We start from the raw sequence: 14,324 nt of genomic DNA on the forward strand, positions 1-14,324 counted from the left end.
AAATATGGCGGTCCCGACCGGGATCGAACCGGCGATCTCCTGCGTGACAGGCAGGCATGTTAACCGCTACACCACGGGACCAATATTTAATAATTAGCAACAAAAATTATTTTACAATAATACAGCTTAGTCGTCAATAGTTTTTTTGGTTGCGGGGGCAGGATTTGAACCTACGACCTTCGGGTTATGAGCCCGACGAGCTACCAGACTGCTCCACCCCGCGATAATAAAATATTTGCTAGCCTAGCGACGTCCTACTCTCACAGGGGCAATGCCCCAACTACCATCGGCGCTGAAGAGCTTAACTTCCGTGTTCGGTATGGGAACGGGTGTGACCTCTTCGCTATCGTCACTAGACTATTTGAAGGATTTATTCCTTCAAAACTAGATAACGTAGGCACATTCATTAATGTCTTGCTACGGCTCCTATACAGTCGCCTTCGCAATTCTATTTGGTTAAGTCCTCGATCGATTAGTATCAGTCAGCTGCACATGTCACCATGCTTCCACCTCTGACCTATCAACCTCGTCATCTTCGAGGGATCTTACTAGTTTAACACTATGGGAAATCTCATCTTGAGGGGGGCTTCATGCTTAGATGCTTTCAGCACTTATCCCTTCCACACATAGCTACCCAGCTATGCCCTTGGCAGGACAACTGGTACACCAGCGGTGTGTCCATCCCGGTCCTCTCGTACTAAGGACAGCTCCTCTCAAATTTCCTACGCCCACGACGGATAGGGACCGAACTGTCTCACGACGTTCTGAACCCAGCTCGCGTACCGCTTTAATGGGCGAACAGCCCAACCCTTGGGACCGACTACAGCCCCAGGATGCGATGAGCCGACATCGAGGTGCCAAACCTCCCCGTCGATGTGGACTCTTGGGGGAGATAAGCCTGTTATCCCCGGGGTAGCTTTTATCCGTTGAGCGATGGCCCTTCCATGCGGAACCACCGGATCACTAAGCCCGACTTTCGTCCCTGCTCGACTTGTAGGTCTCGCAGTCAAGCTCCCTTGTGCCTTTACACTCTACGAATGATTTCCAACCATTCTGAGGGAACCTTTGGGCGCCTCCGTTACTCTTTAGGAGGCGACCGCCCCAGTCAAACTGCCCACCTGACACTGTCTCCAAGGCCGATAAGGCCTTCGGGTTAGAATTTCAATACAGCCAGGGTAGTATCCCACCGACGCCTCCACCGAAGCTAGCGCTCCGGCTTCCAAGGCTCCTACCTATCCTGTACAAGCTGTACCAAAATTCAATATCAGGTTGCAGTAAAGCTCCACGGGGTCTTTCCGTCCTGTCGCGGGTAACCTGCATCTTCACAGGTACTATAATTTCACCGAGTCTCTCGTTGAGACAGTGCCCAGATCGTTACACCTTTCGTGCGGGTCAGAACTTACCTGACAAGGAATTTCGCTACCTTAGGACCGTTATAGTTACGGCCGCCGTTTACTGGGGCTTCGATTCAGAGCTTCGCTTGCGCTAACCCCTCCTCTTAACCTTCCAGCACCGGGCAGGTGTCAGCCCCTATACTTCGCCTTGCGGCTTCGCAGAGACCTGTGTTTTTGCTAAACAGTCGCCTGGGCCTATTCACTGCGGCTTTTCAGGGCTATGCACCCTAAAAAGCACCCCTTCTCCCGAAGTTACGGGGTCATTTTGCCGAGTTCCTTAACGAGAGTTCTCTCGATCACCTTAGGATTCTCTCCTCGCCTACCTGTGTCGGTTTGCGGTACGGGCACCATTTACCTCGCTAGAAGCTTTTCTTGGCAGTGTGGAATCAGGAACTTCGGTACTTTATTTCCCTCGCCATCACAGCTCAACCTTACGGTAAGCGGATTTGCCTACTTACCAGTCTAACTGCTTGGACGCACATATCCAACAGTGCGCTTACCCTATCCTCCTGCGTCCCTCCATCGCTCAAACGGTAAAGAGGTGGTACAGGAATATCAACCTGTTGTCCATCGCCTACGCTTTTCAGCCTCGGCTTAGGTCCCGACTAACCCTGAGCGGACGAGCCTTCCTCAGGAAACCTTAGGCATTCGGTGGAGGGGATTCTCACCCCTCTTTCGCTACTCATACCGGCATTCTCACTTCTAAGCGCTCCACCAGTCCTCACGGTCTGACTTCGCTGCACTTAGAACGCTCTCCTACCATTGTTCGTAAGAACAATCCATAGCTTCGGTGATACGTTTAGCCCCGGTACATTTTCGGCGCAGAGTCACTCGACCAGTGAGCTATTACGCACTCTTTAAATGGTGGCTGCTTCTAAGCCAACATCCTGGTTGTCTAAGCAACTCCACATCCTTTTCCACTTAACGTATACTTTGGGACCTTAGCTGGTGGTCTGGGCTGTTTCCCTCTTGACTACGGATCTTATCACTCGCAGTCTGACTCCCGAGAATCAAGTCTTTGGCATTCGGAGTTTGACTGAATTCGGTAACCCGATGAGGGCCCCTAGTCCAATCAGTGCTCTACCTCCAAGACTCTATACTCGAGGCTAGCCCTAAAGCTATTTCGGAGAGAACCAGCTATCTCCAAGTTCGATTGGAATTTCTCCGCTACCCACACCTCATCCCCGCACTTTTCAACGTACGTGGGTTCGGGCCTCCATTCAGTGTTACCTGAACTTCACCCTGGACATGGGTAGATCACCTGGTTTCGGGTCTACGACCACGTACTCATTCGCCCTATTCAGACTCGCTTTCGCTGCGGCTCCGTCTCTTCGACTTAACCTTGCACGTAATCGTAACTCGCCGGTTCATTCTACAAAAGGCACGCCATCACACATTAATGTGCTTTGACTACTTGTAGGCACACGGTTTCAGGTTCTATTTCACTCCCCTCCCGGGGTGCTTTTCACCTTTCCCTCACGGTACTGGTTCACTATCGGTCACTAGGGAGTATTTAGCCTTGGGAGATGGTCCTCCCAGCTTCCGACGGGATTTCACGTGTCCCGCCGTACTCAGGATCCACTCAAGAGAGAACGAAGTTTCGACTACAGGGTTGTTACCTTCTCTGACGGACCTTTCCAGGTCACTTCGTCTACTTCGCTCTTTTGTAACTCCGTATAGAGTGTCCTACAACCCCAAGAGGCAAGCCTCTTGGTTTGGGCTATCTTCCGTTTCGCTCGCCGCTACTCAGGAAATCGCGTTTGCTTTCTCTTCCTCTGGGTACTTAGATGTTTCAGTTCCCCAGGTCTACCTTCGCTTACCCTATGAATTCAGGTAAGGATACTGCCCCATTACGAGCAGTGGGTTTCCCCATTCGGAAATCTTCGGATCAATGCTTACTTACAGCTCCCCGAAGCATATCGGTGTTAGTACCGTCCTTCATCGGCTCCTAGTGCCAAGGCATCCACCGTGCGCCCTTTATAACTTAACCTGTTCGGCTTCGATAAGCTGCAAATTTCTTCGCTTCTCATGCGCCTATAAGTTTAAAGAACTTTACTTCAATGAATGTTTTGTTACGTTATCTAGTTTTCAAGGAACAAAATAACTGATTTCAATCAAATACGATTTCATCAGTAAGATTTGGTGGAGCCTAGCGGGATCGAACCGCTGACCTCCTGCGTGCAAGGCAGGCGCTCTCCCAGCTGAGCTAAGGCCCCGAATATTTTTTAATGAATGGTGGGCCTAAATGGACTCGAACCATCGACCTCACGCTTATCAGGCGTGCGCTCTAACCAGCTGAGCTATAGGCCCATTCATATATTTAACTAGAGAACAATAGCTCTCTCAAAACTAAACATAATACAAAACGTCTTTTTTATGAAGTTCGTAGAACTTCTATTGTCTAGCTACGGTTCCTAGCCTCTCGAGGTTGCTTCACTTCTTCTGTCAAAGTCTACTGACTTTTCCTTCAGAAGTTCCAGCACTTGTCGAGGCTGAACAGTCACCTTCGCTTTTCGACTTTTTCCTTAGAAAGGAGGTGATCCAGCCGCACCTTCCGATACGGCTACCTTGTTACGACTTCACCCCAATCATCTGTCCCACCTTAGGCGGCTGGCTCCTTACGGTTACCCCACCGACTTCGGGTGTTACAAACTCTCGTGGTGTGACGGGCGGTGTGTACAAGGCCCGGGAACGTATTCACCGCGGCATGCTGATCCGCGATTACTAGCGATTCCGGCTTCATGCAGGCGAGTTGCAGCCTGCAATCCGAACTGAGAATGGTTTTATGGGATTGGCTTAACCTCGCGGTTTCGCTGCCCTTTGTACCATCCATTGTAGCACGTGTGTAGCCCAGGTCATAAGGGGCATGATGATTTGACGTCATCCCCACCTTCCTCCGGTTTGTCACCGGCAGTCACCTTAGAGTGCCCAACTGAATGCTGGCAACTAAGATCAAGGGTTGCGCTCGTTGCGGGACTTAACCCAACATCTCACGACACGAGCTGACGACAACCATGCACCACCTGTCACTCTGTCCCCGAAGGGAACGTCCTATCTCTAGGAGTGTCAGAGGATGTCAAGACCTGGTAAGGTTCTTCGCGTTGCTTCGAATTAAACCACATGCTCCACCGCTTGTGCGGGCCCCCGTCAATTCCTTTGAGTTTCAGTCTTGCGACCGTACTCCCCAGGCGGAGTGCTTAATGCGTTGACTTCAGCACTAAAGGGCGGAAACCCTCTAACACTTAGCACTCATCGTTTACGGCGTGGACTACCAGGGTATCTAATCCTGTTCGCTCCCCACGCTTTCGCGCCTCAGCGTCAGTTACAGACCAGAGAGCCGCCTTCGCCACTGGTGTTCCTCCACATCTCTACGCATTTCACCGCTACACGTGGAATTCCGCTCTCCTCTTCTGCACTCAAGTCCCCCAGTTTCCAATGACCCTCCACGGTTGAGCCGTGGGCTTTCACATCAGACTTAAAGGACCGCCTGCGCGCGCTTTACGCCCAATAATTCCGGATAACGCTTGCCACCTACGTATTACCGCGGCTGCTGGCACGTAGTTAGCCGTGGCTTTCTGGTTAGGTACCGTCAAGGTACCGCCCTATTCGAACGATACTTGTTCTTCCCTAACAACAGAGCTTTACGATCCGAAGACCTTCTTCGCTCACGCGGCGTTGCTCCGTCAGACTTTCGTCCATTGCGGAAGATTCCCTACTGCTGCCTCCCGTAGGAGTCTGGGCCGTGTCTCAGTCCCAGTGTGGCCGATCACCCTCTCAGGTCGGCTACGCATCGTTGCCTTGGTGAGCCGTTACCTCACCAACTAGCTAATGCGCCGCGGGCCCATCCGTAAGTGATAGCGAGAAGCCATCTTTTAATATGAGACCATGTGGTCTCATATGTTATCCGGTATTAGCTCCGGTTTCCCGAAGTTATCCCAGTCTTACAGGTAGGTTGCCCACGTGTTACTCACCCGTCCGCCGCTAATCTTTGGGAGCAAGCTCCCTTAGATTCGCTCGACTTGCATGTATTAGGCACGCCGCCAGCGTTCATCCTGAGCCAGGATCAAACTCTCCAATAGAGTATTGATTGCTCAATAAGTTTGTTACTTAGAATTAACGTTGACGCTTGTATTATGTTTAGTTTTCAAAGAACTAAATTGGAGCGGGTGATGAGAATCGAACTCACGACATCAGCTTGGAAGGCTGAGGTTTTACCATTAAACTACACCCGCAACATTTAATTTCGTCTGGTCGGGAAGACAGGATTCGAACCTGCGACCCCTTGGTCCCAAACCAAGTGCTCTACCAAGCTGAGCTACTTCCCGATAAAATATGGCGCGCCCGAAAGGAGTCGAACCCATAACCTTCTGATCCGTAGTCAGACGCTCTATCCAATTGAGCTACGGGCGCATATTGTAAGTCGTTTGAAATCAGCGACTTTTCTATAATAACATCTCACAAGCATTATTGCAAGTACTTTTTTAAAAAACTTTTTTTGGTGCGGTCGAGAAGACTCGAACTTCCACGGGATCAACTCCCACTAGGCCCTCAACCTAGCGCGTCTGCCATTCCGCCACGACCGCAAGTTGATAGAACTTAATGCGGGTGAAGGGACTCGAACCCCCACGTCAAAGACACTAGATCCTAAGTCTAGCGCGTCTGCCAATTCCGCCACACCCGCATATTTAAGTAAAATGGTGAGCCATGAAGGATTCGAACCTTCGACCCTCTGATTAAAAGTCAGATGCTCTACCGACTGAGCTAATGGCTCCTACATGTTTTTGCATAATAATCCTTGCTATATAAGGATAAATGGCTGGGCTAGCAGGATTCGAACCTACGAATGACGGAGTCAAAGTCCGTTGCCTTACCACTTGGCTATAGCCCAATGAATTTTCATTATGAATCCTCTTCTTATAAGTATCTTCATGAACTTGCATAGCAAGAGGATATTTTGAAATATCCCAAAAGGAAATATTACGGAATATAGTTGGCGTTACTATATATCAACGAGATTCAGTAATAGATAATCCCTTTCCTTATTCCAGGTTATTATCCGTACGTTTCGGTATAATATACAACTATATTCATAAATGGTGGAGGATGACGGGATCGAACCGCCGACCCCCTGCTTGTAAGGCAGGTGCTCTCCCAGCTGAGCTAATCCTCCGTTTTAAGAGATAGAAATGGGAGGTAGGAGTTTATCAACCCTACATCCCATGATCGCATGACCCGTACGGGATTCGAACCCGTGTTACCGCCGTGAAAGGGCGGTGTCTTAACCGCTTGACCAACGGGCCATATTAAAATGGCGGAGAAGGAGGGATTTGAACCCTCGCGCCGCTTACGCGACCTACACCCTTAGCAGGGGCGCCTCTTCAGCCTCTTGAGTACTTCCCCATTGGCTCCGCAGGTAGGATTCGAACCTACGACCGATCGGTTAACAGCCGATAGCTCTACCACTGAGCTACTGCGGAATAATGTTGCGACATGTATTATTATAAAAACAGATTTTCTTGTTGTCAAGAACTTCTTTTTATAGAAAGTCAACCGTTTTGCGGCGACTTTTATAATTTAACACACGCAAAACGAAGAGTCAACTTTTATTTTATCTCCAATAATTTTCCTGAGCATTTGCCGCAAACATATCGATTTGTATCAATCCTTCTCTTCCTTACATATCCTAACCCGCAGTTCTTACAGCTATACAAATACTGTTTTGATTTTTTCTTTTTCAAAACAGATTCTAATGGTTTGCAAAATCTAGGAGCCTCTACTGCCTTTAGGAGTTCTCGAAAGTCACGGTCTCTGTGTCGGTATCCCTTACCCTCTATATGTAAATGATAATGACATAGTTCATGCTTAATAATCCCAACCAATTCTTCAATCCCACGTTCTTGATAGTATTTTGGATTTAACTCGATATTGTGTGTTCTCAGCAGATATCTTCCACCAGTCGTTTGCAATCGATTATTGAAGGTGGCTTTATGTAGAAATGGCTTACCAAAATACTCTAGAGATACTTCCTCCACAATTTTTTGAAGTTCAAATTGTTCCACAATTTCTACTTCCTTTCAATCCTTTTCGAACAGGACGTACTATGTTTGCATACATTATATATACTCAAACCAATTAATAGATTACTTTATCTCTATAGTACCATTTATTATGTTTATCTGAGGACCTAAGTTTATCCACGAGGAGGTATAGGATATGCCTATATGGCTTCAAAACCAAATGAAACGTGCCTATTACGAAAAAGATCGATACCAAATTAAATTGTTGAATCAGTGCTGGTACTTTTATAGAAAAAAACACTGCTCGTGAGGAGGCAGCTGAAAAACTTACGTTTTTATAGGTAATTAAATTGATAAATCAAAAAAGACGACTAAAAATTCATTTTTTGAATTAAAAGTCGTCTTTTTTATGCATATGATACCATTTCACCCTGGGTTATTACCCTAATAGTTTTAAAATCCGCTTTATATTTACCGTAAATATCGCCATGGCACCTTGTAATTCCATGCCAATTAGACCCGAGGATTTCGCTACATCATACCCGTGTCTGTGTTTTAATTCGCTATTTTTAGCTTCTATTTTATAACGCTCTTTGGATTTTTCTTTAAAATAGTCGCTTTCCTGAAATTCCATCTGTTCAGTATGTACATTTGATTTAATACTAACAGAATAAGTTTTACTTTTAGCACCTTCCTTATAACAACCTTCTTTAAATGGACAGTGTTTACACTTTTCGATATCAAAATAATAGGTATCCACTTGATTGGCAGCTACGCCTTTTTTACCTTGTCGAGCTTTGCGAATGGCCATATGTCCTGCCTTACAGACATACATTCCAGCATCTTTATTACATTCAAATACATCCTCTTTCTTACGAGTACCTTGAGTAACAGATGGGTTTAATTTAGCAACTAGTTTTATTTCATTCTTTTCAGTGTACTCAATATTTCCTTTTTCAGAGTAGGCTGCATAACCAATAACTGTTTCAACATCTATTCCAGCTTTTTTACTTTTTTCTATGAGTGTCTCAAGTTGTTTTCCATCATTTTTCTCACCTGAAGTAACTGCCGCGGCTGTGACAATGCGTTCCTCGCTCATCGCAAGATGTGTTTTGAATCCAAAGAAGGCAGTATCGCTTTTGTGCCCTATTTTTGCATCTTGGTCCTCGGAAATCTGTAAGTGTTCAATATCATCATCGACAGTTTCTTTCAATAAATTTAATTGTTCCTTAACTTTTGGGTACTGAACAAGAGTTTCTTCCTCCTCAATTACATCTATAAGTTTTTGACTGTACTCAATTTCATCTTCTAGGGCATCAATTGTAGTTTTATTAGGAAACTTATCTTTCATTGTTTCATCTATTTGGTATACAGCTTTTCGTAACTTTCTTGAGCGATCCATTAAGATTTCTTTAGGTGATTTTTGGTTATACCGTGCTTTTGTGTGGGTAGCATCTACTATAATACTTTTACTTTTGATGATTTCTTTTTCAATCGCAATTTCTACAGTTTTATTGATTAACAAATCTAATAGGTCAACATTTTTTAAACGCAGTTTTCGAAATTTAGTTAAAGAACTCGGATCAATCACTGGCTCTTCAGGAGCCATATCTAAAAAATACTTAAAGGACATGTCGTACTTAGAACGCTCGACAATATCAACATCAGACAAGTCATGGATAGTCTTTAGCAATAAATATTTGAACATGCGAATAGGGTCGACAGCATTTCGACCGTTATCATGACAGTAATTTCCCTTAAGCTCTTCATATACGAAAGAGAAGTCCACAAGTTCATTAATTTCCGTAGCATATTATCCTGCGGAACGACAATATCATAGATTTGCATAAACGGACTAAAAGTCATTGATTGTTGTTTTTGAATCATAGAACCCACCCACATAGAATTGATACAACCATTATACAATGAAAAAAGGTATTATTTTCTCAAATTCAGAGAAAATAATACCTTTTTAACTAATGTTGATTGGAGCGGAAGGCACGAGACTCCTGCGGGAAAAGCGTGGCCAGGGGAGACCCCGCAGGAGCACAGCGACGAGGAGGCTCCCGGACCGCCCGCGGAATGCGAGTGGCTGCAGCGGAAATCAACACCAATTTTAGAAAGGGACTTTTTCAGTGCCCTCGTCGTGAGCAGTGTTTTTTCTTATTCAATACACCCTGATTATGATTTCACAATTTGAAAAATCGTCGAACGAACATCAATTATGCGAAGTGAAACATAAGGCGTTTTTTACGATTGAGGCTGTAACATCGTCAATGCAACTCTTCCTTTCTTCACATCAACATCATCTATCCAGACGGTTACAACATCACCAACAGACACCACATCCAGTGGATGTTTAACGAAATTGTTACTTAGTTTAGAGATATGGACTAAACCATCTTGTTTAACTCCGATATCGACAAAAGCCCCGAAATCCACTACATTTCTTACAGTCCCTTCAAGCTCCATCCCTTTAACAAGGTCTTCAAGCTTAAGGATATCTTTTTTAAGCAATGGTTTTGCGAGTTCATCACGTGGATCACGTTCTGGGCTGACTAAACTTTGAGTAATATCATGAATTGTGATTTCACCGATTCCCAATTCAGTTGCCAGTTCCTCAGTTTTGACCGAGAGAAGAGCCTCCTTTAATTTCTCTGTCCCAAGGTCCTTACTGGATAGACCAAATTTCGCAAGAAGCTTTTTAACCTCTTTATAATTTTCTGGGTGAATCCCTGTACGATCGAGTGGTTCATCACCATCTATTATGCGAAGGAACCCGATAGCTTGTTCATATGTTTTTGCACCTAGTCGAGGAATTTTCTTTAATTCACTTCTATTTTTAAATTTCCCTTCCTCTTCACGTTTTTTCACGATATTGTTGGCCACAGCTTTTGATAAGCCTGCTACATATTGTAATAAGGAAGAAGAGGCTGTGTTTACATTCACTCCAACCTTATTTACGACTGTTTCTACGACAAAAGTTAACTGGTCATTCAATTTTTTCTGAGATACATCATGCTGATATTGACCTACCCCAACTGACTTTGGATCTATCTTAACTAATTCTGCTAAAGGATCTTGAAGTCTTCTTGCAATGGATACTGCGCTTCTTTCTTCTACCTGAAAATCAGGGAATTCTTCACGTGCAATATCAGAGGCGGAGTACACACTTGCACCTGCCTCATTCACGATTAAATAAAAAATTTCTTGATTAACTTCTTTTAAAACATCTGCAACAAACTGCTCCGTCTCCCTTGAAGCTGTGCCATTTCCAATCGCCACCATTTCAACCTTAAAATCTCGCAAAACAGATTTTATTTTTTTAACGGCTTCTTCTCTCTTGTTAACTGGTGGATGAGGGTATATAACATCTATTTTTAAAACCTTTCCTGTTTCATCAACAACCGCCAATTTACATCCAGTACGGTAGGCAGGGTCTACCCCTAGCACAACTTTACCTTTTAGAGGAGGTTGTAAAAGGAGATTACGAAGGTTCTCTGAGAATATGTGAATGGCCCTATCCTCTGCTTTTTCTGTCAGTTCTTTTCGGATTTCCCTTTCAATCGAAGGCTGAATTAAGCGTTTATAGCTATCTTCAATTGTTTCAAGAATATAAGGAGTGACTGATGAATTTTCCTTTTTTACAATTTTTCTATGTAAATAAGATAAAATTCGCTCGAGAGGCGGTTCAATCGTTACACGTAAGATCTCCTCTTTTTCACCACGGTTCATAGCTAATATACGGTGAGGAACTACTTTATTAATTGGTTCCTTATATTCGTAATACATTTCATAGACCTTTTTTTCGTCTTTCTCTTGATCCTTTACAACTGTTTCAATTGTTCCTTGTTTAAAGGTTTCATTGCGGATCCATTGACGGAAAGCTGCATCATCTGAAATCCATTCAGCAATGATATCCTTTGCTCCCTGTATGGCATCCTCTGCAGTAGCGACTTCCTTTTCCTCAGAAACAAAATCAGTCGCATATTTTATAACATCTACGTTCATTGGGAAAGTGTAGAGCCACTCTGCCAAAGGTTCAAGACCTTTCTCCTTTGCGACTGTTGCCTTCGTACGTCGTTTTTGCTTATAAGGTCTGTACAGATCCTCGACCTGTTGAAGTTTTGTAGACTTTATGATTTCTGCTTGTAATTCATCAGTTAGTTTTCCTTGTTCTGCAATTAGGCGAATAACCTCTTCTTTCCTTGTTTCGAGGTTTTGCAAATACGCCCATTTTTCCTGAACATCTTTAATTTGCACTTCATCTAGGGAACCAGTTAGTTCTTTTCGATAACGCGCAATAAAAGGGACAGTATTGCCTTCATCTAAGAGGTTAATTACACTATGTACTTGCTTCGACGTAATTCCGATTTCCTTTGCGATGGTTTTCACCATCAATTCATTTGATTGCATAGTCTGTGTCAAAACTGTTTTCCTCCTACCTTCACTTCTAACCCATTCTATTTTACCAAACTTGCCCTATCTCAGTATTATTAAACTTTCCTTAACAAGAAATTTTTAATAATACCTATCCACATATACGACTTTCTGTGGAGTAAAAAACAAAAGAAGCTACCAAAAGGTAACTTCTTATAAACGTAATACATATAAATAATGAATTAAAAATCGATGAGTCCTAAACTTATCTGTAAGGCATCATCCACTCTGTCCATCATCTCTTCATCGAGATGTGTAATCTTATCGGTTAGACGCTGTTTATCGATTGTACGAATTTGTTCTAACAGGATAACTGAATCACGTTCAAATCCATATCGCTCCGCATCAATTTCAACATGTGTTGGAAGTTTTGCTTTTTGAATTTGGGCAGTTATAGCTGCGACAATGACTGTGGGACTAAACCGATTCCCGATATCGTTTTGGATGACAAGAACAGGACGAACGCCTCCTTGCTCTGAGCCAACAACTGGGGAGAGGTCTGCAAAATAAACGTCGCCACGTTTTACAATCAAATGATTACCCCCCGCTAACTAAGCGTTCTACGGTGTGGTCAGCCTCAGATTCAGCTAAAAAAGCCTCCGATGCAATAGTAAGGTTGATTTTCGCCATTTCCATGTAACCGCGTCTCATAGATTCAGTAATTTGACGCTTTTTTCTCTCACGTAGATACATTTTTGTAGCCTGATAAATCAGTTCATTACGGTTACCATTTTCTTGTTTCACTAGGCCATCCAACTCACTAATTAGATTTTGTGGTAATCGTACTAGAATTTCTGTCGTTGCGCTGGATTCAGACACAAACATACACCTCCACCAACTTGCCACCATATTCTACTCCAATCTTAATCATACCATTATTAAGATTAGATGCAAAGCTTAAACCATTAATTCTTCATTAATATCGACACTTTGATATGGTTTTTATGCATAAATTTAACTTTATTTCCACAACCTTCTTTTTGTCACATGCATAAAAAAGGAATTGTACCCGATGTGTACAACCATTGTACTAATTTATTTACTATCAATGTCTTAATAACGGATTTCTCACTTCAATTATTCTCTTATTTCTCAAAAAAATACGCGGAATACGAGAACTTATTGTACAAGTTACCTCATAATTGATGGTTTCAAGTTTTTTTGCTACATCGTCGACAGGAATATACTTTTGATTTTGTTTACCAATGAGCGTGACTTTTGTGCCAACTGGCAACTTCTTTGGAAGTCGCACCATAAATTGGTCCATACAGATACGACCGACTATTTGACAATATTCTCCGTCTACTAAGATATTCGTATTTTGCAGTTTTCTTAGCCACCCGTCTGCGTATCCTACTGGAACAGTACCAATCCACATATCCTCGTCTGCAGTAAATGTTGCGCCGTAGCTAACTTTCTCACCTTTAGTAATTCGTTTCACATGAACAAGCTTACTATGAAGAGAAAAAGCCTGATTAAGCTTGTATGGCAGTTGATCTCGAATTTCAGGAGAAGGTGTCATTCCATACATCCCAATACCAAACCTAACGACATTGAACACCTTATCTGGAAACCTAAAGCTTGTTGCACTATTACCACAGTGAATTATTTTTGGCTTATTTTGAATCCACTGAAGCATTTCTAATAACTTTTGGTACTGTTGGTCAAAATAGGTGGTATCTATTTCATCAGCTGTTGCAAAGTGAGTAAAAACTCCCTCAAGTTCAATTTGAGGATTTTGTTCAAACATCTTCGTGATGGTTTGTAACTCTTCTTTTTCTTTTACTCCAAGACGCCCCATCCCTGTATCAAGTTTCAAGTGAAGGGCTAATGGAGTTTTTCCCTGATAGACTTCTATGACTTCTTCAATCCATTGTTGGCTGTAAAAAGTCAGTGCTATCTTATGTTCTGCAGCAACCATGACGTCAGTTGGGCGAGATGCTCCAATCACCAGAATCGGTACGTCGACCCCTTTTCGACGTAAGGAAAGTGCTTCATCTAAAAAAGCAACTGCAAGAGATGTCGCTCCTGCTTCAAGTGCCGTTTTTGCAACCTCTGCATCTCCATGTCCATATGCATTTGCCTTAACAACCGCCATGATGTCCACTTGTGCTGGTAAAAAGTTTTTTAGATTTTGTACATTTTCAAATATACAATCTAGATCAACTTCAGCCCAAGTATCTCGATAAAACTGGGTATAATCCATGATTAACTCCTTCTTAAATACGACCTTGAGCGTATCTCTATATATTAAATGAATTCGTTTTTATATTTACGCTATGTCCATTGCAACTGCATGTTTTTTATACCCATTTTAACATATGTTAGAAAAAAGAAAATATGTAAAGAAAAGTGCAAGCACCTTTCTAATCCCTTGCATAACACTAGACAAACTGGCTAGAAGGATATTCTTTACCCTTCTCAGCATATGAGTTTTACTATCGCGTAGGGGTAGGAGCTAAAAACTAGAAAA

At 43.3% G+C, this 14,324-nt stretch carries 6 protein-coding genes, 15 tRNA genes, 3 rRNA genes and 1 pseudogene; 1 reads left to right on the forward strand and 24 read right to left on the reverse strand.

Translation table 11 applies throughout. The features are described from left to right. Positions 1-5: 5 nt before the first annotated feature. From ACWPVE_RS07560 to ACWPVE_RS07650, 19 genes are all read right to left on the reverse strand, one after another. Positions 6-81: transfer RNA gene (locus ACWPVE_RS07560), tRNA-Asp, on the reverse strand. Positions 82-146: 65 nt separating this feature from the next. Continuing rightward, positions 147-223: transfer RNA gene (locus ACWPVE_RS07565), tRNA-Met, on the reverse strand. A gap of 18 nt (positions 224-241) precedes the next feature. Next, a 5S ribosomal RNA gene (gene rrf / locus ACWPVE_RS07570) occupies positions 242-357 on the reverse strand. Positions 358-452: 95 nt separating this feature from the next. After that, positions 453-3,384 (reverse strand): 23S ribosomal RNA (locus ACWPVE_RS07575). A 150-nt stretch (positions 3,385-3,534) separates the two neighbouring features. Further along, positions 3,535-3,610: transfer RNA gene (locus ACWPVE_RS07580), tRNA-Ala, on the reverse strand. A gap of 17 nt (positions 3,611-3,627) precedes the next feature. Continuing rightward, positions 3,628-3,704, reverse strand: a tRNA-Ile gene (locus tag ACWPVE_RS07585). A 219-nt stretch (positions 3,705-3,923) separates the two neighbouring features. Beyond that, positions 3,924-5,473, reverse strand: a 16S ribosomal RNA gene (locus ACWPVE_RS07590). The 16S, 23S and 5S rRNA genes sit together here with 15 tRNA genes alongside, the layout of an rRNA operon. 79 nt (positions 5,474-5,552) lie before the next feature. Further along, positions 5,553-5,626, reverse strand: a tRNA-Gly gene (locus ACWPVE_RS07595). A 16-nt stretch (positions 5,627-5,642) separates the two neighbouring features. After that, positions 5,643-5,719 (reverse strand) — tRNA-Pro (locus ACWPVE_RS07600). A gap of 8 nt (positions 5,720-5,727) precedes the next feature. Then, positions 5,728-5,804, reverse strand: a tRNA-Arg gene (locus ACWPVE_RS07605). A gap of 86 nt (positions 5,805-5,890) precedes the next feature. Beyond that, a tRNA-Leu gene (locus tag ACWPVE_RS07610) sits at positions 5,891-5,977 on the reverse strand. A gap of 17 nt (positions 5,978-5,994) precedes the next feature. Beyond that, a tRNA-Leu gene (locus ACWPVE_RS07615) sits at positions 5,995-6,075 on the reverse strand. Between the two features lie 14 nt (positions 6,076-6,089). Then, positions 6,090-6,165: transfer RNA gene (locus tag ACWPVE_RS07620), tRNA-Lys, on the reverse strand. Between the two features lie 42 nt (positions 6,166-6,207). Next, positions 6,208-6,282: transfer RNA gene (locus ACWPVE_RS07625), tRNA-Gln, on the reverse strand. Between the two features lie 206 nt (positions 6,283-6,488). Then, a tRNA-Val gene (locus tag ACWPVE_RS07630) sits at positions 6,489-6,564 on the reverse strand. A gap of 58 nt (positions 6,565-6,622) precedes the next feature. Continuing rightward, a tRNA-Glu gene (locus tag ACWPVE_RS07635) sits at positions 6,623-6,694 on the reverse strand. A 9-nt stretch (positions 6,695-6,703) separates the two neighbouring features. After that, positions 6,704-6,794: transfer RNA gene (locus ACWPVE_RS07640), tRNA-Ser, on the reverse strand. Positions 6,795-6,796: 2 nt separating this feature from the next. Next, positions 6,797-6,871 (reverse strand) — tRNA-Asn (locus ACWPVE_RS07645). A 126-nt stretch (positions 6,872-6,997) separates the two neighbouring features. Continuing rightward, entirely contained in the window at positions 6,998-7,453 is a 456-nt protein-coding gene (locus tag ACWPVE_RS07650; protein WP_453992210.1) for a SprT family protein, read from the reverse strand. Between the two features lie 154 nt (positions 7,454-7,607). On the opposite strand from ACWPVE_RS07650, the gene cmpA reads away from it, so the two are divergent. Further along, the gene (gene cmpA, locus ACWPVE_RS07655) at positions 7,608-7,721 is read left to right on the forward strand and encodes a cortex morphogenetic protein CmpA (RefSeq protein WP_453992212.1); all 114 of its coding nucleotides are present in this window, start codon (positions 7,608-7,610) and stop codon (positions 7,719-7,721) included. A gap of 129 nt (positions 7,722-7,850) precedes the next feature. Here the strand turns inward: cmpA and ACWPVE_RS07660 are convergent. From ACWPVE_RS07660 to alr, 5 genes and pseudogenes are all read right to left on the reverse strand, one after another. Then, positions 7,851-9,298: pseudogene (locus tag ACWPVE_RS07660) on the reverse strand (IS1182 family transposase). Between the two features lie 363 nt (positions 9,299-9,661). Further along, positions 9,662-11,827 carry a Tex family protein gene (locus tag ACWPVE_RS07665; protein WP_453997402.1) on the reverse strand — a complete coding sequence of 722 codons (2,166 nt, stop codon included), beginning with the start codon at positions 11,825-11,827 and terminating at the stop codon, positions 9,662-9,664. Positions 11,828-12,033: 206 nt separating this feature from the next. Beyond that, on the reverse strand, positions 12,034-12,384 hold the full coding sequence (gene ndoA, locus ACWPVE_RS07670) for a type II toxin-antitoxin system endoribonuclease NdoA (protein ID WP_010284636.1): 351 nt from the start codon (positions 12,382-12,384) through the stop codon (positions 12,034-12,036). Positions 12,385-12,388: 4 nt separating this feature from the next. Next, positions 12,389-12,670 (reverse strand): CopG family ribbon-helix-helix protein, encoded by a 282-nt coding sequence (locus ACWPVE_RS07675; protein WP_010284645.1) that lies wholly within the window; start codon positions 12,668-12,670, stop codon positions 12,389-12,391. A gap of 226 nt (positions 12,671-12,896) precedes the next feature. After that, positions 12,897-14,057: an alanine racemase gene (gene alr, locus ACWPVE_RS07680; protein WP_453992214.1), complete on the reverse strand. Its 1,161-nt coding sequence runs from the start codon at positions 14,055-14,057 to the stop codon at positions 12,897-12,899. Positions 14,058-14,324 lie beyond the last annotated feature (267 nt).

The organism is Bacillus nitroreducens, assembly GCF_964021195.1.

Bases quoted from the DNA above. Each gene is read 5' to 3' on its own strand.
- cmpA (WP_453992212.1), top strand. From the start codon at position 7,608: ATGCCTATATGGCTTCAAAACCAAATGAAACGTGCCTATTACGAAAAA.
- ACWPVE_RS07665 (WP_453997402.1), bottom strand. From the start codon at position 11,827: ATGCAATCAAATGAATTGATGGTGAAAACCATCGCAAAGGAAATCGGA.
- alr (WP_453992214.1), bottom strand. From the start codon at position 14,057: ATGGATTATACCCAGTTTTATCGAGATACTTGGGCTGAAGTTGATCTA.